The organism is Pseudomonas sp. GW821-FHT01E05 (genome assembly GCF_059422425.1).
Genome location: NZ_JBWKWW010000012.1, coordinates 1 through 23465, shown reverse-complemented (window position 1 = coordinate 23465; position 23465 = coordinate 1). Strand labels below are relative to the sequence as shown.

Below are 23465 nucleotides of genomic sequence, written 5' to 3'. Positions count from 1 at the left end.
AATCAGCCCCTCTCCAACCATCAGCAGTGTTCCCCTATCGTCACCAATCCAGCCTGCAATCGGCTGCGCAGTCGCGACGCTAACGCCGCGCCCACCAAGGCAATCACCGCACTGGCACCTATCGCCAGCTCGATCCCTCTCGCCAGCGTTGCATTGCCCTCGCCGCTCAATCCGGTGTTGGCCAAAGAAACCAACAGCGCCAATCCCAGAGCGCCACCGATCTGCTGACTGGTAGAGGCCATACCTGCCGCAACACCTTGTTCACCCGGCGCGATACCTTGCCCCGCAGACACCCACATGGCGGTCCAGGTCATGCCCTGGCCAATGCTGAGGATGATGATCCCGGGCAGTAACCGCCAATAGCCCGCGCCGTCAGGCAGCGCGAAATACACCTGCGCAATTCCGACAGCGCCAGCCAGCAAGCCGCTGACCAGAGTAGTGCGCAGCCCCAGTTTCAACAGCGAACGTTCGGCCAACCATATGCCCAGGGTGCAGAGCAGGGTCGGCAGCAGGAACGCCAACCCGGACTGCAACACGCTGTAGCCGTAAACCTGTTGGTAGTACAGCGTCAAAAAGTAGTACTGCACGCCGAAGCTGCTCATGAATATGGCCGTGAGCAGCATCGCCATGCGCAACTCGCTATAGCTGAACAGGCGCAGCGGCATCAATGGGTCGTGGCCTTTGTGCTCGATCCAGACGAACAGCCCCAGCAACGCGACCGCCAACGCCATACAACCGAGGGTAGCGGGGGCCGTCCAGCCCCACTCCGGGCCCTGAACGATGGCGAACACCAACAGCGTACCGCCGACAGTAACGGTCAATGCACCACTTAGGTCGAAGTGGCGCCCGCGTTGCCGTTCTCCATCGGCCGGTATCCAGCGCCGTGCCGCCAAGGCACAGGCTCCAGCCAACGGGACATTGACCAGAAACACCGCTTCCCAGCCCCACCACTGAGTCAACACACCACCCAACAACGCGCCCAGGGCCAGACCTGCCGCCGAAGCGCCGCTCCATATCGCGAAGGCACGGTTACGCGCCGGCCCTTCTGCATAGTGGGTGTTGATCAACGCCAACGTCGCCGGGAACAACATCGCCCCGCCCACGCCCTGTACCGCTCGTGCCAATACCAACAGCAATGCGCTGCCACCCAACCCGCCGGCCAGCGACGCCAACGCATACAGCACTTGTCCCACCACGTAGAAGCGGCGCTTGCCCAACAGATCAGCCGCGCGCCCGCCCAACAGCAGGAAACCACCGAAGGCCACGCTGTAAGCGCTGACCACCCACTGCAATTGCTGCGCGGAAAAACCCAGATGGCTGCCGATCTCAGGCAACGCAACAAACACTATGGTCGCGTCCAGGGCGATGATCAGCTGCGCAGCGGCCAGCAGCAAAAGCATCCAGCCTGAGGGCTTGGGTAAACGGTTGGAGGGCATCTTTGCGCGTCCTTTCCAGAAATGAAGAGGCGCCAGTGTCTTTGATGCCGATTAAATGATAAATACCAATCCAGCTCTTTCAGTGATGACTTTAATCATGGATCTAAACGCCGTCCGCTTGCTGGTCCGGGTCGCAGAGACTCGCAGTTTTACCCGCGCCGCCGGTGATCTGGGGCTCACGCAATCAGGTCTGTCCCGAGCCATCTCGCGGCTGGAAAGCGAGCTGGGTGTGCGCTTGCTGCAACGCAATACCCGCAGCGTCAGCCTCACGCCAGACGGCCAGGTGCTCTATGAACGCAGCGCACCACTGCTCGCCGAACTTGCTGAAGCCGAGAAGCTGCTGCTGGACCGTCGTTGCTCGCCGTCCGGGTTGCTGAAGATCAGCACTCCCTCGTTGTTCGGGCGCAAAGTGGTGATGCCGGTCATCGGCGAATTGACTCAGCGTTACCCCGACCTGTGCATCGAGGCGGTGATGTCCGACCGCTTGGTGGACATCGTCGATGAGGGCTTCGATGCGGTACTGCGCACCGGAGAAATCCAGGACCAGCGCTTGATCGCCCGCCCAATGCAACCGTTACGCTGGGTCACAGTGGCATCACCGGATTACCTCGCACGCCATGGCACGCCACAAACGGTCGACGATCTACAACAGCACAACTGCCTGAGCGTGCGCAATCTGCGCAGTGGCCGTTTGGTGGACTGGCAGTTCATGCTGGACCGCAAAGTGCGCGACATAAGCGTCAGTAGCCGGCTGATCTTCGATATCGGCGACGCCTTGGTGGATGCTGTGCTCGGCGGCTACGGTATTGCCCAACTGATGACGTTCGCCGTCAAGGACGCGATAGGTGATGGCCGCCTGGTACCGCTGCTGGAGGACTATGCCGGCCGCAGCCGTGCACTTTCTCTGGTCTACCCGCCGTCACGGCAATACTCGCCGAAGCTGATGGCATTTGCCGATGCATTGGGGCAAGCCCGTTGGTGAGCCAAGCCTGAAATGATCTCGCCTTGAGCTTGTGTCAAGATGAAATGCCGTGGTCTTTTCAAATGCCCCAGGACCTCCCGACCAACGAATAAGGACATTCATTGAACGACTTCCCCAGGCTCGAAACTGATCGCCTGTTTATGCGTGAAATCGTCATGAGCGACGCGCCGATGCTGCTTGATATGCACGGTGATGCTGAAGCCATGAAGTAGTTCGGAGTCGACCCCGCCTGGATCAGAACCACTGTGTTCAATCCTGCAACGTCTTCCCATCCACAGGGTCGCCAATCTTCAGAAAATGCCCGCCTGCGACATGGTGCAAGGTGCGTAGCGCATCCTGCCCTTCGAAGTGCCAGCGGCCGTCGCTGAAGACTCGCTCGTCTGCCTGGGCGGATATCACCTCGGCCAGGAACAGATCGTACTGTTGATGGTTGTGGGGCTCCGGCAACAGCCGGCATTCCAGCCAGGCGACGCAACCTTCCAGCATCGGCGCTTCGACGATATCGCTGGCAAAAGTTTGCAGGCCATAGGTCTGGAATTTATCGCGACCTTCGCCCTGAGACAGTTCGAGCCCGGAGGTCGAACCTACGGTCTGCACGATATCGGCCTGAGCGGCGCAAGGAACGTTGAGTACGAAGGTGCCCGAGGCTTCGAGCAGTTGTCGGGTCCAGGTGGATTTATCGAGGACCACGGCAACTTTCGGCGGTTCGAAATCCAGCGGCATGGCCCAAGCGGCGGCCATGATATTGCGCTGCCCGGCGTGGGCAGCGCTGACCAGTACGGTCGGTCCGTGGTTGAGCAGACGGTAGGCTTTGGACAAGGGAACCGGACGACGGTGGGAAACGCTCATGGCTGTCTGCTCCTGAGAAAAGAGCCGATTGTAACGGTATACGGCAGGCGTGGATTACGGGCTTGAATCCGATTGCCGATCGTGAGATGAAAGCCCCCTCGCACAATGGATTGAGGCGCTGACGTCATGCCAATACTGAATATCGCAGCCCCCCACGAAAACGACGCAGATGAATTGCTCGGGTTCGAACTCGGCAACCGGGCGTTTTTCGAGAGCTGGATCAATGCCCGACCTGCGGACTATTACTCTCGGGAAGGCGTGGCGAGAGCAATCGAAACAGCAGCTCAGGACGCCGCTCAAGACCTCGCGTACCAATTTCTTGTTCGCGAGAATGACATTCTCGTGGGACGACTCAATCTGACCCAAATCAAGCGGCCGCATTTTCAGTCAGCGGCGCTGGGATACCGGATTGGCTCCAGATACACCGGACGCGGTCTCGCTAAAGAAGCGGTTCGTCTGGGATTGGAAATCGCCTTTGATGAGCTGTCGCTGATGCGGGTCGAGGCAACGGCCCGACCGCAAAACGCTGGATCGATCCGAGTCCTTGAGGTCAGTGGCTTCAAGCAGTTTGGCCACTCGCGCAAGAGTTTTCTGCTGCACGGCGAATGGTTTGACCTGCTGCACTATGAAATTCACCGGAAAGACTAACGCTTCCCGGAAAGCAAAAAGCCGGGTCTCGTCTGACACGTTGCATGAGATACCCGGCCGTTACGCGGTCCGTAGCAGCTGGCGGAGCCTGCTGCTACAGGGATAGCCCACTCTTCACAGTTCCGCGTAAAGCATTTACGCCGACAGTTGATTCGCAAACTGCCCCACCGCACTGACCACTTTCTGCGCACCGTCCTGAATCTCGACAATCACCGTGCCCGCTTCGGCGGCCAGCGCCAGGCCTTGTTCGGCCTGGAGTTTGCCATCGCTCATCAAGGCCACGGCGTCACGAGCCATGTCCTGGTTCTGGCGCACCACCCCGACGATTTCGTCGGTGGCTTTGCTGGTACGCGAGGCCAGCTGTCGAACCTCGTCCGCGACCACCGCGAAACCTCGACCTTGCTCGCCGGCACGGGCCGCCTCGATCGCGGCGTTGAGCGCCAGCAAGTTGGTCTGCTCGGCGATGCCGCTGATGGTTTTGACGATGGTGCCAATCACCAGTGATTGCTCATTCAGCGCTTCGATACCTTCGCCGGCCTGTTGCATATGCCTGGCCAGATCGCGCATCACATTCACTGCCTGAGTGACCACCGTGGTGCCGCGCTGGGCGCAGCTGTCGGTCTGCAACGAAGTGCTGTAGGCGATATTCGCGGCTTCGGCGACGGCTTGTTCCCGATTCACCTGATCAGTGATCACCGTGGCAAATTTGACGACTTTGTAGAGTTTGTCATTAGCATCGGTCACCGGGTTATAGGAGGCCTCCAGCCAGACCACTCGACCATGGCTGTCTATGCGTTTGAAGCGGTCGGCAACAAACTCGCCAGCATTCAAGCGTTTCCAGAACCCCTGATATGCCTCGCTGTTGTATTCCTCCGGCGCGCAGAACGTACGGTGATGTTTACCTTGGATCTGCGCCAGGCTGTAACCCATGCCGTTGAGAAAGCGGTCGTTGGCCGTCAGCACGTTACCGCTCATATCGAACTCAATCACCGCCGTTGAACGCACCAACGCACCGATCAGGTTTTCGTGCTCACGGGAAGCTTCAATGGTGCGGGTCAGGTCGCTGGCGTAAATCGAAAAATTCTTTATCCGCCCGTCCGAGCCTCTGACAGGCTGCACGATCGAGCGCAGCCAGGCTTCCTCGCCGTTGCCTCTGAGCAAGCGAACCGCCCCGGCAAAGTGCTCACCGCGGGTCAGCGCGGCCTTGAAACGATGGTGAAATTCATCCGTTTTCACATGGGCCGGGACGATGTCTTCGATGTGCCGCCCGAGCAAATCACTGCTCTTATAGAGCATCTCGGCAATGAAGTTCTGATTGGCTGATTGAACCCGTCCATCGGGGTCAAGGTTGATGACGAGCATCTCGCTCTCCAGGCTTTCTTTCACTTGTACAAGGCTGGAGAGTTCTTCGCGAAGAGCCGACAGCTCCTGCTTCAAGCGTTTGTTAAACATGGGAAAATGTACCGATGGGCAGGGTTAAGAGCGGCATTCAGCCAAGCCATCGGCCACGCAAAACTTTTCTGAAGAGCGGCTCGAGGTTGCCCTGCAAAAATAGTGGCATTTTGCCGCGTCGGCTGCGAAGTCCGTGTGGAAGCGGGCTTGCCCGTGAATGACGTTTCTAAATGCCAGAAACCACCGCACCACAATTAACCCGCTGCACACGCGAACCGAAATACGCCGTGCTAGCCATTCCGAGCGCGCCCATCACTGCGCAATAAATCACGCACACCCATGGGCTCCAGGGCATCAAACCGATCAACAACAGCGGAGTGATACTTGCCCACAGCGCATAGGCGATGTTGTAGGTGAAGGAGATCCCGGAGACGCGGATCCGCGCCGGAAACAGGCTGACCATCACCGACGGCACCGCGCCGACCACCCCGCAACTCAGGCCGGCGATAGCGTAGGCGACGCCGATCCAGCTGCCACCGGCGATCAGACAGGTATAAAGCACGCCAATGCCCAGCGGCAGCAGCAGGCTGTAGAGCATCACCGTGCGCCAGGCACCGATGCGGTCGACGATCAGCCCGGCCAGTACACAGCCGATGTTCAGGAAAACGATACCCAGGCTGCTCAGGGCAAAGGTATGGCTGGCAGTCATGCCGAAGGTTTTTTGCATCATGGTCGGGGTAATCACCACAAACACCACCACCGCCGAGGTCAAGACGCAGGTCAGGATCATCGCCGGCAGCATGGCCTGACGATGGTTACGCAGCACGGTACGCAGCGGCAGTTCGGCGTCGGCTTCGCGGCGGGCCTGCATAGCCATGAACACGGGTGTCTCGCTCAACCAGCGACGCAACCAAACGCCCACCACGCCAAACACCCCGCCCAGTAGAAATGGATAGCGCCAGGCGTAATCGAGGATTTCTGTCGGGGAGTAGACCTGCGTCAGAAACGTCGCGGTCAGCGCTCCGATGAGATAACCGAAAGTCAGCCCGGCCTGCAGAAAACCCAAGGCATAGCCGCGATGGCCGACCGGTGCATGCTCGGCGACGAAAACCCAGGCGCTCGGCACCTCACCGCCCACCGCCGCGCCTTGCAGCACCCTCAGCGCCAGCAACAGCAACGGTGCGAAATAGCCTATCTGGGCGTAGGTCGGCATGATCCCGATCAGCAGACACGGCAGTGCCATCAGTAAAATGCTCAGGCTGAAAACCCGCTTGCGCCCCAACTGATCGGCGAAATGCGCCATCAGAATCCCACCCAGTGGCCTCGCCAGATATCCGGTGACGAAGATCCCGAAGCTTTGCAGCAAGCGCAGCCATTCTGGCATTTGCGGTGGGAAAAACAGCTGGCTGAGGGTCAGCGCGAAAAATACGAAAATGATGAAATCGTAAATTTCCAGCGCGCCACCGAGGGCCGCCAGCCCTAGGGTTTTGTAGTCAGACCGGGAGAACGGCGCCGGTCGTAAATCGGTAATGGCAGTCATAAAACAAACCCTGAATAGGCAAAACCACGGCGCCAATGGTCTACGCAAAAGCCCTCAGGAACAACCCGACCAGGTCACTGGGTTGGTTTTTAGCGATTTTCTGTACATTGAATTCAACCGGGCGAAACCAATAATCGGGCGCTTTCCAACCCGCAGCACAATCAGGAAAGTCGCCATAGGCAGGCTCGCATGAATGTCAAAGCCGGGATCCCCCCACATAAAGCACGTCAATCAGACAAAGGTCGTTGCAAAAAACCCAAATAGCTTCGGCAACAAAAGTTGGATTGATCTACTGTTCGCTCACGACCAAAAGAGCCACTGCTGCTCTGCGGACACCACAATAAACATAAAAATCCTTGAGGTATTTTCATGGCCGCTGATATCGAAGATAGCCGCTATGCCCGCTTTGCCCTGCATTGCTCAAGCTTTGCCGAGCGCTGGTTTCCTGACTCATGGGTGTTTGCTGCGCTGGCAGTCATCATTGTCTCTGTGGCGACCATGACCATCGGCGCCAAACCGACCGAGGCCGCCATGGCCTTCGGCGACGGATTCTGGAGCCTGATTCCGTTCACTATGCAAATGGCCTTTGTGGTCATCGGCGGCTACGTGGTTGCCAGTTCGCCGCCAGCGGTGAAGCTGATCGATCGTCTGGCGAACATCCCGAAGAACGGCCGTTCCGCCGTGGCCTGGGTGGCGCTGATTTCCATGGTCGCATCGCTGTTGAATTGGGGCCTGTCGCTGGTGTTTGGCGGATTGCTGGTTCGCGCACTGGCCCGTCGCACCGATTTACACATGGACTACCGCGCCGCGGGTGCCGCAGCCTATCTGGGGCTGGGCGCAGTCTGGGCACTGGGGCTTTCTTCATCCGCCGCGCAGTTGCAAGCCAACCCCGCCAGCCTGCCGCCGTCGATTCTGTCGATCACAGGTGTGATTCCGTTCACCCAAACCATTTTTCTCTGGCAGTCCGGCGTGTTGCTGCTGGCGTTGATCGTGGTCTCGCTGACCATCGCCTACGCCACCGCGCCCGGCCCGGCTACCGCCCGGGATGCCAAGGCTTGCGGTGTCGACCCGGGTTTCAGCATCCCTGAACCGCAACCACGCACACGCCCTGGCGAATGGCTGGAATACAGTCCGGTGCTGACGATTTTGCTGGTGCTGTTGGCGCTAGGCTGGCTGTTCCATGAGTTTTCGACCAAACCTGCAATCAGTGCGATCTCCGGTCTGAACACCTACAACTTCCTGTTTCTGATGCTCGGCGCACTCCTGCACTGGCGTCCGCGCAGCTTCCTCGATGCGGTGGCCCGGGCAGTACCCACCACCACCGGCGTGCTGATCCAGTTTCCGCTTTACGGCTCCATCGCCGCGCTGATGACCGTGGTCAAAGGCTCCGACGGCCAAGCCCTGGCGCACCATATCTCGACCTTCTTCGTACAGATCGCCTCCCACGATACCTACGCCCTGCTGATGGGCGTGTATTCGGCGGTGCTGGGCTTCTTCATCCCCTCAGGCGGCGGTAAATGGATCATCGAAGCGCCTTATGTCATGCAAGTCGCCAACGACCTGAAGTACCACCTGGGCTGGGCCGTGCAGATCTATAACGCTGCCGAAGCGTTGCCAAACCTGATCAACCCGTTCTACATGCTGCCACTGCTGGGCGTGCTCGGGATGAAGGCACGAGACTTGATCGGCTTTTCGTTTGTGCAGTTGCTGGTACACGCACCTCTGGTGCTGTTTCTGCTGTGGGCACTTGGGACGACGCTGACGCATGTGCCGCCGATGATGCCGTAGGTCAATCGAGACCGCTTCGCGACCTTTCGCGGGCTTGCCCGCGAAGGCGTATCTGCAATCAACCTGAAAGCTAATGAAACATCTGCGAAACCAAAAGTTCCGCTGTTTCATCCAGACTGCCCCCTGACCTAGAGCCCCCGTGTAGCCTTTCGGTCATGTTTCATTGCTACCTTTCGACCGAAAAACTTTGTAACTATTTAACGAACCAGCGAGCAAAACCGAATGACTGACGAAAAAGAAGGCAACGGCGCGCAATCTCTTGAAGTGGACAACCCCACCGACACCAGCCGCCGTCGCTTCCTTGGCGGCGTTGCGGTTTTAGGTGTCGGCGCGACGCTGAGCGCCTGCGGCAGCAATGGCGATGAGGGAGGTAAACCTGCCGAGCGTCCGCTGTCGCCTGCCGAGTTGGACAAGGCACTGCACGATCAGGTGAAAACCGTGGTAGTGATCTTTGCCGAGAACCGCAGTTTCAACAATTTGTTCGGCGACTTTCCCGGTGTGGAAAAGCCACTGTCATCACTCAAACCTGCCGATTATCAGCAACACGACCGTGACGGCAGTCTGCTGGAAACCTTGCCACCGGCCTGGGGCGGAGTGCTGCAAATCGGCCCGCAAACCCTCGATGGTGTGACTTACCCAAACGAAACCCAATTTCAGGAACACCTGCCCAATGCCCCGTTCGCCCTCAAAGGCCCGAACGGTGAGGATTTGCCATTCGGACTGGTCACCCGCGACCTGTGGCATGTGTTCTATCAAAATCAGATGCAGATCAACGGTGGCAAGAACGACCGTTTCGTCGCCTGGGCTGACTCCGGTGGCTTGACCATGGGGCATTACGCCCAAAGCCGGTATTCATTGCGTTTGTGGGATGTGGCCAAAGAGTTTGTGCTCTGCGACAACTTTTTCCAGGGCGCTTTCGGCGGTTCATTTCTCAACCATCAGTATCTGATCAGCGCCACCGTGCCGTTTTATCCGGACGCCGCAAACTCGGTGGCCAAAGCGCAGATCGCCTCCTTGCAGAGCGATGACCCGCTGGACACTCGCCTCAAGCCATTGGAGAAATCACCGGCCAGCGCCATGACCGGCCCGCCGCAGTTCGGCCCCAGCGCTCTGACGCCCGACGGCTACGCGGTCAATACCCTGGCTCCGCCGTATTGGCCGACATGGATCCGCGATCCCGAACGCCCTGAATACTCCAAACCCGACTTGCCCAATGTCCTGGTCCCGCAGACTCACGAGCACATCGGCGACAAACTCTCAAAGAACAACATCGACTGGGCCTGGTACGCCGGTGCCTGGCAAGCGACTCTGGATGCGTACAAAGACTCGGGCGGTATTCCGAAGATTCCGAACTTTCAGTACCACCATCAGCCGTTCAACTATTTCAAACGACAGGGTCCGGAGAATCCCGGAGAGCGCAGCAAGCGCTTGCGGGACGCTGGCCTGGGCGATGAATCAGGCACCAACAAATTCTTCGCCGATGCCGAGGCAGGAAAACTGCCGGCCGTGAGTTTCTATAAACCTCAGGGCAATCTGAACATGCACGCCGGTTACGCCGATGTCGCATCCGGCGACCGGCACATTGTCCGCGCCCTGAAGGTGCTGCGCGAAAGTCCGCAATGGAAAAACATGGTGGTCGTGGTCACAGTCGACGAAAACGGCGGTTGGTGGGATCACGTTGCGCCTCCACAAGGTGATCGTTGGGGCCCTGGAACGCGGGTGCCAGCGCTGGTGGTCTCGCCGTTCGCCCGCAAAGGCACGGTGGATCATACGGTCTATGACACCGCTTCGATTCTGCGGTTGATTACTCGGGTATTTCAGCTGGAGAAACTCGACGGGCTCAAGCAGCGAGATGAGGCGATGGTAGCCCGCGGGCAGAAGCCAATGGGCGATTTGAGCAATGCGTTGCACTTTGCGGTTTGATTGAAACCTGGCATTTGACCGCTCCAGACCCGTTTTGTGAGCGGTCGCCAGCATCTTGAAAAAAGATTCTCCCACCTACTTCTTTGTCACCCGTTACTGCTCCAGTATGGACGTCCGCCCCGTACAAACGGGGTCTTTGCTGACAAGGAGCCAAGCATGTTGAAAGTCGCTGGACTCGCCCTGACCCTCACCGCGCTCACCTTGAGTGCAACCGTACACGCCAACGCCGACCTGAAGCTGGGCAGCACCGAGCGTGTCACCCGACTGTTCGCCTACCCCAACAACTGCGATGTGATTTGTTTCCGTAACTGGACGCTTGAGCAGACCGTCGAGCACTACCTGACCCAAAGCGTGCAACGCGATGGCTACAGCGCGGCGAAAGTCAGCGTCAAAACCGACAACGATCAGCTTTATGCGGCGATCAGCGGTGTGCCTGCCGGTTATGAGAAACCTCTTGCGGCGCTGCTCAATGCCGGAGATTTGGCCTACAACGGCGCGAGCAAACTGAATGCCGACGGCAAGTGGGCTTATAGTTGGTATCTGTTCCTGCCGCTGGGAATGGCGCTGGAGAACCGCAAGAGTGTCGAGTTGCTGCACTTCCCGCCGGATTACTCGCTGACCCAGGCGCAGGACTATCTGGAATCCAAGACCACCGATCGCTGGGCCACGTTGTTGACGGCCAACGACATTCCCGCCGAACAGACGCCGGGCTACCAGACCATCATCGACATCGCGCCGATTGCAGCGCCCTCCACCGCTGGCAAGGACCTGGAAGGCGTCTACGACTACTTCAAGGACTACCAGACCACCATGGTCAAGGAAGTCAGCCTGAACGCCAGTGGCGCAGCCTTGCCAATGGTTGCCTTCGGCGCACCGGTGCGTAACTGGATCAAGCAGCAGTATGGTGCGACCGTAAGTGTGCTGGGCCTGGCAGAGATCAGCCCGACCGAAGGCGTGAAGGTGCCGGTTCTAGGCTCCAATCACCCAAGCTATATCTGGTATGCGGCAGACCCTGCGACTTATAACGGCGATGAAGCCAAGGCAGATGCCGCCGGCTTGAAAGTCATGGGGCAGGATTTGAGTGCCGCGTGCTGGCAGGCCGGGATGGGCAGCAAACCAGGAAGTAATCCGGATGCGCAGTTGAAAAGCTGTACGCAAACCTGGCAAGTCACCCAGAAAGAAAAAACCTGTGAGTTGTTCTACACCTCAATCCGCAATCTGACACCCGAACAAGCTCAGGCCAAATGCTCTACAACCCCAATCAAATCTCAGCTGGACCAGCTGAAAGCCCCCGCACCGGCGCCTTCGGTGGCCACCTCGCACCTGTAAATCCAGCCGCCTATCCTGCGTCAGACGTTGCTGACGCAGGATAGAGCACTGGCACAGACTCTTTTGAGCAGCGAACGTTAAATCGCCCCGACCGGGCGCAATCGATATTGCGGCGGTAGTTGTTCAAAGCCACTGATAGTCGCGTTCAGGCTTTTCCAGCGGCCGTCCTTGATGCCATAGATGCAACCGTGGACCGACAGGCTCTGTCCGCGATGCCAGGCGTTTTGCACAATGCTGGTATGACCGACGTTGGCCACTTGCTGAATCACGTTCAGCTCGCAGAGACGATCAACCCGCTCTTCTTCCGTAGCCAACAGGGCCAGCGGCTCACGGTGTTCGTAATAAAGGTCGCGAATCGAACGCAGCCAGCCGTCGATCAGACCCAACTGACGATCCTGCATCGAGGCGCGCACACCGCCGCAGCCATAGTGACCGGTGACGAGGATATGTTTGACCTTGAGCACATCCACCGCGTACTGGATGACCGACAGGCAGTTGAGATCAGTGTGCAGCACCACGTTGGCCACGTTGCGGTGGACGAACAGGTCACCAGGCAGCATGCCAACGATCTCGTTGGCCGGTACGCGAGCATCTGAACAGCCGATCCATAGATATTCAGGGGTTTGCTGGCGAGCCAGTTTGGCGAAAAAGTCAGGATCTTCCTGCTTGATCGCATCGGCCCAGCGCTCGTTGTTATCAATCAGATCTTGTAGTTCGTTCATCTTTGAAGCCTCAAGAATGATGCGCTGTTTTGACAGACGACCGCCGGTCGAGGTCACGCTCAGAATGCAACTAGCCAAGCGGGGAATACCGTGGAATCTTAAAGGGTAGGGCCTGTCCATCCTATAGGCCCCACATTATGAGGAATTGCCATGACCGAATCACGACGTCCCTACGGCGCTCCGCAACCCGAGCCCATTGATGACAACGACGATCGCATGGGCACGATGGAGGAGCTGCACTTCGATGATGAAGAAACCAGTGGCCGCATCTCTGAGCTGACGCCCGAGAGCGAACGCTATCAAGAACAACCGCCCAAGCGTGGCCACGAAGCTGGCATGACTGGCGCCACGACACCTGACCATGAGTCAACCGACGACGACCTCAGCCAGGAAACCATGATACTTGAAGACGGAGCGCGCGACGCCCATGAAGCCGGTGACGATGAACCGGCCGACTGGGACCTGAGCATCGTCGATGAAGACGAAATCGGTGGCGGCAATGGCCTGGATGAAGCCGAAATGGCGGAAACTGACCCCGTGGATGGTAATCGGTAGCGCATCCGTATCACTGGAAAAGCGCCAAACCCACAGGAGCTGCCGCAGGTCTTTGACGTTATGACGTCGGTCCTGAATCTGCAGCGCGGCGCAGCCCGCTAAAGATCGCAGTCTGCGGCAGCTCCTATGGGAGCTTCTTATCTAGTCGACCAACGTGCAAGCCATAACCACCGCGTCTTCGCGCCCGCCCACTGCCGGGTAGTAATCGCGGCGGCGGCCGATTTCGTTGAAACCATAGCGCTCATACAACCGAAAGGCCGCTCGGTTGCTGTCACGCACTTCCAGGAAACATTCCCGTGCCTTTACTTCATAGGCGCGAGACATCAAGTGTTCCAGCAGGCGCAAACCGAGGCCGCGGCCCTGGTTCTCCGGCTTGACCGTGATGTTCAGCAGATGCGCTTCATCAAGGATTATCTGAACGACACCGTGCCCCACCTGTTGCTCGCCTTCGAACATCAGCCAGATTTGATACTTGCCCAGGCCATCCAGAAAAATGCCGCGTGTCCAGGGATGGCTGAACGCCGCGTATTCAATTTTCAGTACAGCATCGAGATCCGCCTCGGTCATCGGGCGGAAAGTTACAGCATCACTCATCGTTACGTTTCCAGCGCGCCATCAGCCGACGCATGGCTTGCCAGACATCAGCCTTACGCTGTGGCTCTTCCATTAATAGTTCCAGGCCAGGTAGCGCCCAGACCGAGCCCAGACCTTCGACCTGCAGTTCCAGATTGTAGGATTGCGCATTCGCTTCACCAGCAAAACGTACTGCTGGCAGGCCGATCAGCCATAGACAGACGCAGGGCGCGTCCTCAAGACGTGCCGAAACAAAACCCTGCACGAAGTCGCGGGCCGCTTCAGGGCCTTGATCCATCGTGCCGCGCACCAGCAATGGCCAGCGCACTGGCTCGCCAACGATTTGCGGGCTGTCCGGCAGACCGGCGGCGCGCAGCAGGTCTTTAAGCAATAAATAGGCAGGATCGCGGGTCTGGAAGGCTTCGCCTGTGGGTAACTCTACCAGCAACAGGCAAGCACCGGCCCGCAGCAGTTGCAAGGCGAAACGTGGCGGGGGCACTTGCGGCGCCTTGGCCACCGGGGCTGGAGCCTCTTGGGCCTGGACCGCCGGCTTGCTCACGCTCGTCGGACGCGGCACTTCGATCTTCGCCCGCTCGGCAGGCCTGGCCACAGGCTCGGCAGCCGTTTTGGCGACTGGTGCATGCGAAACCGGCTCGACCAGCGGCTCAGGCATCACCAGCAACTCTGGGCGCGATGGTGCAGCAAACGGCAATTCGGTGCGCGGCAGCCAATTGACCACCTGCATGGCGGTCAGATAAGCGCGGCGACGGGACTCGATAAGCAAAGGTCGGCCACTTGTGGATAACTAAAGAGTGGGGATTCTACCGCCCTTCGCCCAAGATCGCCCGCAGTTGATCAATAGAAAACCGGCAGCCCGTCTCATCAAACGCCCTGGGGTGAATCGCAACCCGTCTGATGCAGTACAATCGCCGCTTTTAATCGCCAACCAGCCGGCCTTTCCCATGATCGAACCCAAGCGCGTCTTGCGCGCCCTCGCCGAACACTGGGCACTCCTGGAGCCACTGTGCGAGCACTTCGACCAAGGCACTTTGAGCCTCAACGAACTGCGTTCACAACTGGCCGCTCAGCAACTGGACAGCACGCCACAGGACATCACCAGCCTGCTGGACGTGTGGATCCGCCTGGATATTCTGGTTCCTGTGGCGAAAAGCCCGAACCGTTTCGAGCTGAATGCGCAGATCCACGACTTCCTCGCCTACCTGCGACGTGAACACCGTCTTGGCCTGTGCCTGGAAATCGAAGCCTATCTGCGACATCTGGAGCGGTTGGCCGGTTATATCCAGGATGCCTTCGACATTCGCGACGGCAGTGACCTGGCGCGCCAGTTGCGCTTGCTCGACATGCGGGTACGGGATGTCCTGAAGAAACTCGCCAACGACGAACAGGCCCTGGTGGCTGTCGCCGAGCGAGCCAAGACCAGCGACCGGCAGATCCCGCTGCGTCAGCGCTACGCCGAAGTGCTGGCGACCTGGGACGAATACGTTGAGCCGATGATCCAGTTGGTCAACGCTGACGGCGCTTTCGAGCAAGGCGTGCGCAAAGTCGAGAACGTGCTGCTACGCATGCTCAGCGAACAGCAGCGCCTCGGCCACCTGGTCGATGACGACATGCTGCTGCGTACCCACGCGCGCATCCTCGAGATGCAGACCAGCGCCCAATTGACGCTGCGTCACGCCCGGGAACTGCTGCTGCCGCTGCGCGAAGAAGCCCGCCGGCACAATGCCGTGACCCGTGGCGCGGCACTCGCATTGTCGGCCATTCGTCGCAAAGGTATCGATGCGGTGCCGCAAGCGGCGATGCCCATGTTCACCCGGCCGCAAAGTACGTTTCTGGGCAGTGCCAGCCAGGTCGAGGCCTATGTTTACGCCCTGGCTCGTTTCGAGCCGAAACCGGCGCGTTTCCCCAAAGCCCACAACACCCAAAAAGGCGAGGCCCCACGTGCGCCGCGCACCGTTCGCGAAATGCTTGAACGCTGCGAAGACGCCCTGCCAATGCCAGATCTCATGACCTGGTTGCTGGCGCAAGAACCGGACGGCGCCACCGACGAGTTGCTGTACTGGTTCTCGCGGCTCTCGCGGGACAAACGCTTCAAACGCGAGCGTCTCGAGCGTCGCAACTACCACACACACGAGCACCAGGTCAGCCTGCGCTCCTTCGCCCTGCTCTCGGCCCGCGATGACGCGCCTGAGAATTCTGCGAGCACTCCCCATGCATCTTGATCTTTCCGAACTGTCCCAGCTGGCGCCGATCTTTCGCGAGCTGTTCAAGGGCTACCACGTCAGCCGCCGGGACCCGGAGCTGTACGCGCAACTGTCGAACTTCCAGGATCAATACCGCACGCTGTTCAAGGCGTTGGGCTTTGAGCTGATCTGCGACACCCGTGGTTTCTACTACTTCGTTCCGGAGCTGGCCGCCGCCGCGGTGAACAAGACCGCGCAACGTCTGGCGCTGTTCACCTTCATCATCGTCGAGCATCTGGCTGATCAGGGTCGCGATCCGGTCGCGGTCCTTGATGGCGGCAGCCTTGGCCGCGATGAACTGCCATCGCTGCTGGAAAAGTACCGCGACCTGTTTATCCAGGCCGAAGTGCAGACTCAGGAAGAGCTGGAAGAAAAAATCATGCGCCGCATGTCCCAGCTCGGCTTTGCCAGCGAAGAAAACGGCATCTACCGGTTCCTGCCACCGATGCACCGCTTCCTCGATGTTTGCCTGTCTGTGCAGCAGGACCGTGACCTGGCAGCGAGCCTGCATAGCGTGTTGCCGTTGCCGGCACCGGTGCTGATCGATGACGACAGTGACGAAAAACTGCTGGAAACCGATGACCCGCTGGACCTCAGTGAATTCAAGATAGAGAGCGAGGAAGACGCATTGGCTCGCGCCATTGCCGATGAACAGGAGATCGACGCATGAGCCAGGAACGCTACGGCATTCGCCGCTTTGCCCTGCTGAACACCGCCGGTTACAGTCTCGGGCTGTTCCCGCTGGAACATCCATTGTCGGTGTACGGCGCGAACAACCTCGGTAAATCTGCCTCGATCAACGCCTTGCAGTTCCCGATCCTGGCGCGCATGTCCGACATGAGCTTCGGCAAGTACAGCCTGGAGCAATCGCGGCGCTTCTACTTTGCTTCGGACACCAGCTACATCCTCGTCGAAGTCTCCCTGCCCCACGGTCCGCACGTCATCGGCGTGGTCGGCCGTGGTCCGGGCGGCGGCTTCGGTCACCAGTTCTTTGCCTACGCCGGAAAACTGGACCTGGCGCACTACCAGAAAGACGAGACCTGCCTGCGGCAGAAAGAGTTGTTCGCCAATCTTGAGCGCCAGGGTCTTAAAGCCTACGAGCTCAAGCCCGAGGAACTGCGTCGTTTGCTGGTAGGCGGTCACACATCGATTCCTCTGGACCTGACACTGATCCCGTTGCGCTCCACCAGCGAACAGAGCCTGAAAACCTTCCGCGCACTGTTTATCAACCTGCTGCACATGCGTGAAATTACCGCGGCCAAGCTCAAGCAACTATTCCTCGATGCCTTCGAGCACAGCCTGCGTTCCGGCAGCGTCGACTACATCGCTGCCTGCGAAGAAGCCTTCCGCGACGTTCGCCGGATGGAGCAGGACTACAATTCGCTGGTCACCGCGGGTCCCCTGGTCGAAGCCCTGGCCGCCGGGGTCACGCAGCGCAACATCCTGCGCGGCAAGTTGCACCGGCTATCGCCGCTGCTCGACTCATTGCTCGGAACCTGGTCGGACTACGCCAGCGCGCGCAAGGAAGAGTTACTGATTCAATCCGAGCATTACCGCAATGAACAGGACGCCCTGCAAAACGACCAACGCGGTGGCACCCAGGAACTGATGCGCCTGGAACGGGAAATCAGCGGCATCCAGCGCTGGCTCGGCGAATTGTCGGTGCTCAAGCATCGTTTCGCCCTGATCGACGACGTCAAAGTCCTCGAACAGCAATTGCTGGCTGCCAAGGATGCTCACGATGAGCTGGCCGGCGCCCTCGCGCAGTCCCGACAGTTCAGCGCCGAAGATCTGGAAGAACGTCTTCGCGATCTGGAAAAACGCCTGAAGTCGGTCAAGCAGCAACTCGACCACGCCGACAACAACAGCTATGCCCGTCTGCGTGAAGAGTTCTCGCAACAGGACGTCGAGCGCCTGATGCGCCTGTTCAACAGCGCGCTGTTCAGCTTGCCGCTGGGCGAGCACGGCATTGCGCTGGACGAGAACGGCGAGTGGGTCAAATCCATGGAGCTGATTCTCGATGGCTTCAAGGGCGAGCGCTTCGAAGTACCGGGCCTGTCCATAGATCTGTCGCACATCGAGCCGCCGGCGCTGCAAGCCCTGGCCGACCGCGCCGCGCTACGGGATCAGAAAGAGCGTCTGGAAAAAGAACTCAAGCAACTGAAAACTCAAGCGGCCGTCGCGGCAGACCGTGCAGCCAGCAAGGCCCAGACCGAAGCGTTGTATCAGCAAGTGCTGGATGCACAGAAAGCTCTGGAAGACTTCCGTCGCTCGCAAACCCTGAGCGCCGAGGAAGACGACAAGCTTGAGCAACTGGCACAGATGGAAGCCGCTCAGGATGAATTGAAACGCTCCAGCGATGCCTTCACCGAACGTGTCCAGCAACTGTCGGCCAAACTTCAACTCGTCGGTCGGCAGATCGGTGACATGGAAGCCAAGCAACGCACGCTCGACGATGCCCTGCGTCGCCGTCAGCTGTTACCTGCCGACCTGCCGTTCGGCACGCCGTTCATGGAACCGGTCGACGACTCCATGGACAACCTGCTGCCATTGCTCAATGACTATCAGGACAGCTGGCAAGGCCTGCTGCGCAGCGATGGACAGATCGAAGCGCTATATGCTCAGGTTCGCCTCAAGGGCGTGGCCAAGTTCGACAGTGAAGACGATGTGGAGCGTCGCCTGCAACTGCTGATCAACGCGTACGCGCACCGTACCGACGAAGCACTGACCCTGGGCAAAGCCCGCCGTGCGGCTGTCACCGATATCGCCCGGACCCTGCGCAACATCCGCAGCGACTACGACAGCCTCGAACACCAGTTGGCCTTGTTCAACCGCGAGATCAACAAGCGTCAGGTGTCCAACCTGCAAAGCTTCCGCATTGTCCTGGCGCCGAACAAGGAAGCCCTCAAGCATATCGACCAGATCATCCACAGCGCCGGTCAGTATGAAGAAGGCGAAACCCTCTCGGTATTCGACTTGAGCCAAAGCGCCGATCAGGACAACAAGAACGAAGAGGCCAAGGAATACCTGGCGCGTCTGGTAGCGGCGAACCATAACCAGCTGGGCCTCAAGGACCTGTTCGAACTGGCGTTCGAGATCACCAAGGTCAACGGCCAGCCGGTCATCCACACCGATATCGATGGTGCGGCGTCCAACGGCACAACCATGACCATCAAGGCGCTGACCAACATGTACTTGTTGCTGCACTTGATGGACCGCGATCAGGCCGGGCGTGTGCGTCTGCCGTACTACCTCGACGAGGCCGCAGACATCGACGAGAAAAACCAGGCGGCGTTGCTGGAAACCAGCTTGCAGCTGGGCTTCGTGCCGATTCTGGCCAGTGTGAAGCCGCAGGTTTCCGCCCATGTCGCCATCGACCTGGAAGGCGGCAGCGGGCCGAACGGGATCTACATCGATGAGGCGGACTGGAAGTACATCCGTCGGCATGACGAGGTGAAGTCAATGGTTAACATTGAATCGACCGAGCCGGAGCTCGACGAGGTTTAAGCGCTCACTGGCGCAGAGACGAAAAAGGCCGCGATCCATTGGATCGCGGCCTTTTTTGTTACCCGTTTTTTGTAGGAGCCCGCTTGCTCGCGATCGGTGAATCAGACACGCCGAAGTGCCTGAATCGCGAGCAATCGAGCGTCGACCGGCTGCTCCTGCTGGGGACGTTATTTACCTAGGGAAATCTTCGGCGCCCACACCAGCCACTCTTCCTCAAACTTGTCGAACAACGGAAAGGTCTGCTCAGACCGGGCCGGATTGCCCATACGCTCGTCATCCGGTGTGGCAAAGGCAATGCCGCCCTGGATCAACGTCTCCAGGGACTCGGTGCGCACTGTCACCCCCTTGAACAGGCCGAAGTCCACACCGAAACCGCTGCTGTTCCAGAATCGGCTGCCGCTGCGCACCAATGGCGCATACTTCGGCTCGATCAGGATATGAATCAGAACCCTGTCCGCAGTCTGGCCCAACTCATAGCCGGTAACCTTACCCACGGTCACTTCTCGGTACGTCACCGGCACACCAATCTTCAGCGAACCACGGCGAGCGGCACTCAGTACCAGACTCAGACCCGCCTCGGGCACTGCCGACTCCGGCGGCTGGGCCAACGCTACAAAGCTTTTTTGTGGACCAAGATTTTTCGCGGCCGGCTGAACTTCCAGGTATTGCCCGGTGACCAGCGTTTCAAGATTGGAGGTCTTGATCAGACCAAGCTCCGGCTTGACCACCCAGAACTGGCTCCCAATTCGGGCAATACGTTCCGGCACCTCGGTGATGCGCGCCGTCAGCAACACCGATTGCAGGTCATCGCTGAGGTCGACATCCTCAACCTTGCCGACATCCAGCCCCTTGAAGCGAATTGGCGTGCCACTTCGCAATCCGTCGGCACGATCGACCTTGATCGTCACGAGCGTGCCCTTCTGCAGCGCCTCTTCATGGTTCGCGTACAGGCGAAAGCGTGGAATACGCTTGCTCAGAGGGACTTTCGCCTCGGGGGTTTCGAAAGCGATACCACCGGCCATCAGACTTTGCAGCGATTCGCTCTTGACCTGAATACCGCCAGTCAAACCGCCCGACAGCGTGATCCCGCTGGCATTCCAGAATCGAGTCGAGCCGTTGACCAGCCCTTCGTATTCTTTCTCGATATGCACTCCGATGACCAACTGTTTACGAGTACGCGAGAACTGATAGCTCTGCACAGAACCGACTTTGACCTGCTTGTAGAGAATCGGGCTACCGACCTCCAGCGAGCCCAGATTGTCGGTCAACAACACCATATGCAGGCCAGGGGAGCGCAAATCCAGCGGCGGAGCCTTGGCACGCGCCTCGAACTCGCGTTGCGGTGCACCGCCCTTGTCACCCGGTCGGATCGCGATGTAGTTACCTTTGACCAACGCCTCCAGCCCGGTGATACCAGCCAGCGAAATCGACGGTTTGACCACCCAGAATTGGGTGCCATTCACCAGATAATCTTCGGCCAGCGGATCCAGGGTCAGTTCGGCGCTCGCACTGGATAGATCAGAATCGACCTTCAAGGCTTTTAAGCTACCGACCTGAATGCCTTTGTACATGACCGGCGTGCGACCAGCCTGCAAACCTTCGAAGTCACTGAGTTTCACCTTGACCCGAATACCGGCCTGAGCGGCCTCGAAGTCTTCATAGAGGCGAAATGGCAGGCTCGGATCAGTGGGGGGGCTGTCTTTGCGGTTATCCGGAGTGGCGAACGCGATACCACCCGCCACGATACTGGCCAGAGACTCACTGCGTACTTTTACCCCGGATAAGTTGGCATCGATACTGATCCCGCTGGCATTCCAGAAACGCGTGTATTTGCGCACCAGGCTGGCATAGGTTGGCTCAATAAAAACTTTAATCTCGACGGTATTCTGATCTCCAGACAACTGATAGCTTTTAACCTGACCGACCTGAATCTGCTTGTAGAACACCGGACTACCGCGATTCAGCGAACCCAGGCGCTCAGCCTTGATGGTCAGGTGCAGGCCTGGCTTGGAATCCGATAACGGCGGCTCTTTCGCCAGGGCCTTGAACTTTCGGGTCGGCTCACCCTCACCCGGACTAACCGCAATGTAGTTACCCGAAACCAGCGTTTCGAGCCCGGTAATCCCCGCCAGAGTCACGCTCGGTTTGACCAGCCAGAAGCGAGTGCTGGTCCTCAGGTATTGCTCGACATCCTTGTTCATCTCGACGGTGGCAACCACCCCTTTGGTATCACCTTCGTCATCGAGGGCCAGGGCTTTAACCTTACCGACCGACATGCCTTTGTAGACCACTTCAGTCTTTTTTGCCTGAATGCCTTCGCCGCTTTCAAAGTGGACCTGAACTTCTATTCCGGTCTCATTGTAGGCACGCCAGCCCAGCCAACCGCCAATCACCAAGGCGATCAGCGGTAGTACCCAAATGGCTGACCAATTGGAAGCCGGTCGGGTTTTAGCGTCAGGCAAATCAGTCATGGTCGCCGTCCGATTCCGTGTTATCCCAAATCAGTCGGGGATCAAAAGTTACTGCTGCAAGCATCGTCAAAATCACCACACTGGAAAAGGCTATAGCGCCGAGATTAGCCTCGATGCTGGCAAGCCGACCAAAATTCACCACCGCCACCAGAATGGCGATCACGAAGATATCCAACATCGACCAGCGGCCAATGAACTCAATAAACCGATACATAATGATGCGCTGGCGGGCCGAAAGCGGCTGGTGGCGCTGCACTGAGAACAACAGCAAACTGATTCCCACCAACTTGAAGGTGGGAACCAGGATGCTGGCGATAAATACGACGGCGGCGATCGGGAACATCCCATGCTGAACCAGCTGAATCACGCCCGACATAATGGTGCTGGGATCACCTTGGCCTAAAGAACTGACCGTCATAATCGGCAATACGTTCGCCGGTACATAGAGAATCGCAGCAGTAATCAGCAATGCCCAGGTGCGCATCAAACTATTCGGGCGACGCGCATGAACCAGCGCACCACAGCGAGTGCAGACCTGCTCATCGCGGTCCGCTTCCTGCCTGTTCAACTCATGGCATTCGGCACAAATCAAAATGCCTGCATCAATCGCCCGCATGAGCATCCTCTCCTGACAATGCTTGCCAGATTTGATGAGGCGACATCACCACCTCCAGCCAGACCTGAACCAATAGCAAACTGATAAAACACGCCAAGCCAAGGCTGACAGCGATCGCGGCCATATCTGCCAACTTCACGATGGCCACCAATACGCCCATCAGGTAGACCTCAAGCATCCCCCAATCGCGCAAATGGTGATAAGTGCGATAGAGCAACAGGCCGTAGCTGCGCCCAATATTCCAGCGAATACTCAGCAGCACGACAAACTGACAGATCAGCTTGAGCAGCGGAATCCCCATACTGCAAAGAAACACCACGACGGCCACACCTTGCATGCCGGTATTGAACAAACCGACAACGCCAGTCCAAACAGTATCTTCTGACGACTGCCCCAAGAGATTGAGCCGCATGATGGGTAAAAAGTTCGCAGGGACATATAACAGCAGTGCGGCGATGACCAATGCCAGACTACGATCCACCACATTGTGTCGATGGGCGTACAACTCATAACCACAGCGCGGACATTGGGCTTTCTCGCCATGAGCGAGCCGTGGTTTACGCATCAGCAAATCACACTCATGGCACGCTACCAAGTCGTCCAGCGGCAAATCTGACACCCTGGAGGCGTCAACCGGATCAGGCATAAAAGGCTCTGGCTCGGAAAAAGATTGAGTCTATTCTGTAGGAGCCAGCCGGTCGACACTCGAGTGCGCGCCATGGCGTCTTCGAAATCGCCATCGCGAGCCAGCCCGCGCCGACAAATCGCGCGCAAAACAAAACCCCTACCTGCAGACGCAGATAGGGGTTTCGGAAGTTAATCTTGACGATGACCTACTCTCACATGGGGAAACCCCACACTACCATCGGCGAT

General features: G+C 58.5%; 18 protein-coding genes and 2 pseudogenes. 9 read left to right on the top strand and 11 right to left on the bottom strand.

Annotation, left to right across the window (positions count from 1 at the left end):
* Positions 1 to 20: 20 nt before the first annotated feature.
* Positions 21 to 1400: an MFS transporter gene (locus AC07W5_RS23680; RefSeq protein ID WP_495011231.1), complete on the bottom strand. Its 1380-nt coding sequence runs from the start codon at positions 1398 to 1400 to the stop codon at positions 21 to 23.
* A 133-nt stretch (positions 1401 to 1533) separates the two neighbouring features.
* On the opposite strand from AC07W5_RS23680, the gene AC07W5_RS23675 reads away from it, so the two are divergent.
* Positions 1534 to 2418: a LysR family transcriptional regulator gene (locus AC07W5_RS23675; protein WP_494991757.1), complete on the top strand. Its 885-nt coding sequence runs from the start codon at positions 1534 to 1536 to the stop codon at positions 2416 to 2418.
* A 249-nt stretch (positions 2419 to 2667) separates the two neighbouring features.
* Here the strand turns inward: AC07W5_RS23675 and AC07W5_RS23670 are convergent, their stop codons facing one another.
* Positions 2668 to 3267: a flavin reductase family protein gene (locus AC07W5_RS23670; RefSeq protein WP_494991756.1), complete on the bottom strand. Its 600-nt coding sequence runs from the start codon at positions 3265 to 3267 to the stop codon at positions 2668 to 2670.
* 126 nt (positions 3268 to 3393) lie between these two features.
* Here AC07W5_RS23670 and AC07W5_RS23665 point away from each other — a divergent pair, with 126 nt between their 5' ends.
* Positions 3394 to 3915, top strand: a complete 522-nt coding sequence (locus AC07W5_RS23665; protein ID WP_495024441.1) for a GNAT family N-acetyltransferase — start codon at positions 3394 to 3396, stop codon at positions 3913 to 3915.
* Between the two features lie 135 nt (positions 3916 to 4050).
* On the opposite strand, the pseudogene AC07W5_RS23660 reads toward AC07W5_RS23665, so the two are convergent.
* The 3 genes and pseudogenes from AC07W5_RS23660 to AC07W5_RS23650 form a co-directional block, all read right to left on the bottom strand.
* A pseudogene (locus tag AC07W5_RS23660) lies at positions 4051 to 4479 on the bottom strand (methyl-accepting chemotaxis protein); the annotation flags it as partial.
* Between the two features lie 159 nt (positions 4480 to 4638).
* Positions 4639 to 5277: pseudogene (locus tag AC07W5_RS23655) on the bottom strand (PAS domain-containing protein); the annotation flags it as partial.
* Between the two features lie 256 nt (positions 5278 to 5533).
* Positions 5534 to 6847 (bottom strand): MFS transporter, encoded by a 1314-nt coding sequence (locus tag AC07W5_RS23650; RefSeq protein WP_495024440.1) that lies wholly within the window; start codon positions 6845 to 6847, stop codon positions 5534 to 5536.
* 369 nt (positions 6848 to 7216) lie between these two features.
* Here AC07W5_RS23650 and AC07W5_RS23645 point away from each other — a divergent pair, with 369 nt between their 5' ends.
* From AC07W5_RS23645 to AC07W5_RS23635, 3 genes are all read left to right on the top strand, one after another.
* Positions 7217 to 8635 (top strand): short-chain fatty acid transporter, encoded by a 1419-nt coding sequence (locus AC07W5_RS23645; protein ID WP_495011218.1) that lies wholly within the window; start codon positions 7217 to 7219, stop codon positions 8633 to 8635.
* Positions 8636 to 8857: 222 nt separating this feature from the next.
* The gene (locus AC07W5_RS23640; protein ID WP_495024439.1) at positions 8858 to 10558 is read left to right on the top strand and encodes an acid phosphatase; all 1701 of its coding nucleotides are present in this window, start codon (positions 8858 to 8860) and stop codon (positions 10556 to 10558) included.
* Positions 10559 to 10714: 156 nt separating this feature from the next.
* Entirely contained in the window at positions 10715 to 11887 is a 1173-nt protein-coding gene (locus tag AC07W5_RS23635) for a hypothetical protein (protein ID WP_495024438.1), read from the top strand.
* 77 nt (positions 11888 to 11964) lie between these two features.
* Here AC07W5_RS23635 and can read toward each other — a convergent pair whose 3' ends face one another.
* Positions 11965 to 12609 (bottom strand): carbonate dehydratase, encoded by a 645-nt coding sequence (can, locus tag AC07W5_RS23630; protein ID WP_494991750.1) that lies wholly within the window; start codon positions 12607 to 12609, stop codon positions 11965 to 11967.
* A 150-nt stretch (positions 12610 to 12759) separates the two neighbouring features.
* Between can and AC07W5_RS23625 the strand changes: the two genes are divergently transcribed.
* The gene (locus AC07W5_RS23625; protein ID WP_495011221.1) at positions 12760 to 13164 is read left to right on the top strand and encodes a serine kinase/phosphatase; all 405 of its coding nucleotides are present in this window, start codon (positions 12760 to 12762) and stop codon (positions 13162 to 13164) included.
* Positions 13165 to 13305: 141 nt separating this feature from the next.
* Here AC07W5_RS23625 and rimI read toward each other — a convergent pair whose 3' ends face one another.
* Positions 13306 to 13758, bottom strand: coding sequence for a ribosomal protein S18-alanine N-acetyltransferase (gene rimI / locus AC07W5_RS23620; protein WP_494991748.1), 453 nt, complete (start codon positions 13756 to 13758; stop codon positions 13306 to 13308).
* Positions 13751 to 14521 (bottom strand): energy transducer TonB, encoded by a 771-nt coding sequence (locus AC07W5_RS23615; protein ID WP_495024437.1) that lies wholly within the window; start codon positions 14519 to 14521, stop codon positions 13751 to 13753. The genes rimI and AC07W5_RS23615 overlap by 8 nt, the downstream gene beginning before the upstream one ends.
* A gap of 178 nt (positions 14522 to 14699) precedes the next feature.
* On the opposite strand from AC07W5_RS23615, the gene mksB reads away from it, so the two are divergent.
* Genes mksB through mksF form a run of 3 tightly spaced genes read left to right on the top strand, consistent with a single transcriptional unit; the run spans position 14700 to position 19505 of the window.
* Positions 14700 to 15977, top strand: a complete 1278-nt coding sequence (gene mksB, locus AC07W5_RS23610) for an Mks condensin complex protein MksB (RefSeq protein ID WP_494991746.1) — start codon at positions 14700 to 14702, stop codon at positions 15975 to 15977.
* Positions 15967 to 16668, top strand: a complete 702-nt coding sequence (gene mksE, locus AC07W5_RS23605; protein WP_495024436.1) for an Mks condensin complex protein MksE — start codon at positions 15967 to 15969, stop codon at positions 16666 to 16668. Before mksB ends, mksE begins: the two co-directional genes overlap by 11 nt.
* Complete coding sequence (gene mksF, locus AC07W5_RS23600) at positions 16665 to 19505, top strand: Mks condensin complex protein MksF (protein WP_495024435.1); 2841 nt, start codon at positions 16665 to 16667, stop codon at positions 19503 to 19505. Before mksE ends, mksF begins: the two co-directional genes overlap by 4 nt.
* Positions 19506 to 19672: 167 nt before the next feature.
* On the opposite strand, the gene AC07W5_RS23595 is transcribed toward mksF, so the two are convergent.
* Genes AC07W5_RS23595 through AC07W5_RS23585 form a run of 3 tightly spaced genes read right to left on the bottom strand, consistent with a single transcriptional unit; the run spans position 19673 to position 23238 of the window.
* The gene (locus AC07W5_RS23595; RefSeq protein ID WP_495024434.1) at positions 19673 to 21976 is read right to left on the bottom strand and encodes a PqiB family protein; all 2304 of its coding nucleotides are present in this window, start codon (positions 21974 to 21976) and stop codon (positions 19673 to 19675) included.
* Positions 21969 to 22592: a paraquat-inducible protein A gene (locus AC07W5_RS23590; protein WP_494991742.1), complete on the bottom strand. Its 624-nt coding sequence runs from the start codon at positions 22590 to 22592 to the stop codon at positions 21969 to 21971. Before AC07W5_RS23590 ends, AC07W5_RS23595 begins: the two co-directional genes overlap by 8 nt.
* Positions 22579 to 23238, bottom strand: a complete 660-nt coding sequence (locus AC07W5_RS23585) for a paraquat-inducible protein A (protein WP_495024433.1) — start codon at positions 23236 to 23238, stop codon at positions 22579 to 22581. The genes AC07W5_RS23590 and AC07W5_RS23585 overlap by 14 nt, the downstream gene beginning before the upstream one ends.
* Between the last annotated feature and the right edge of the window lie 227 nt (positions 23239 to 23465).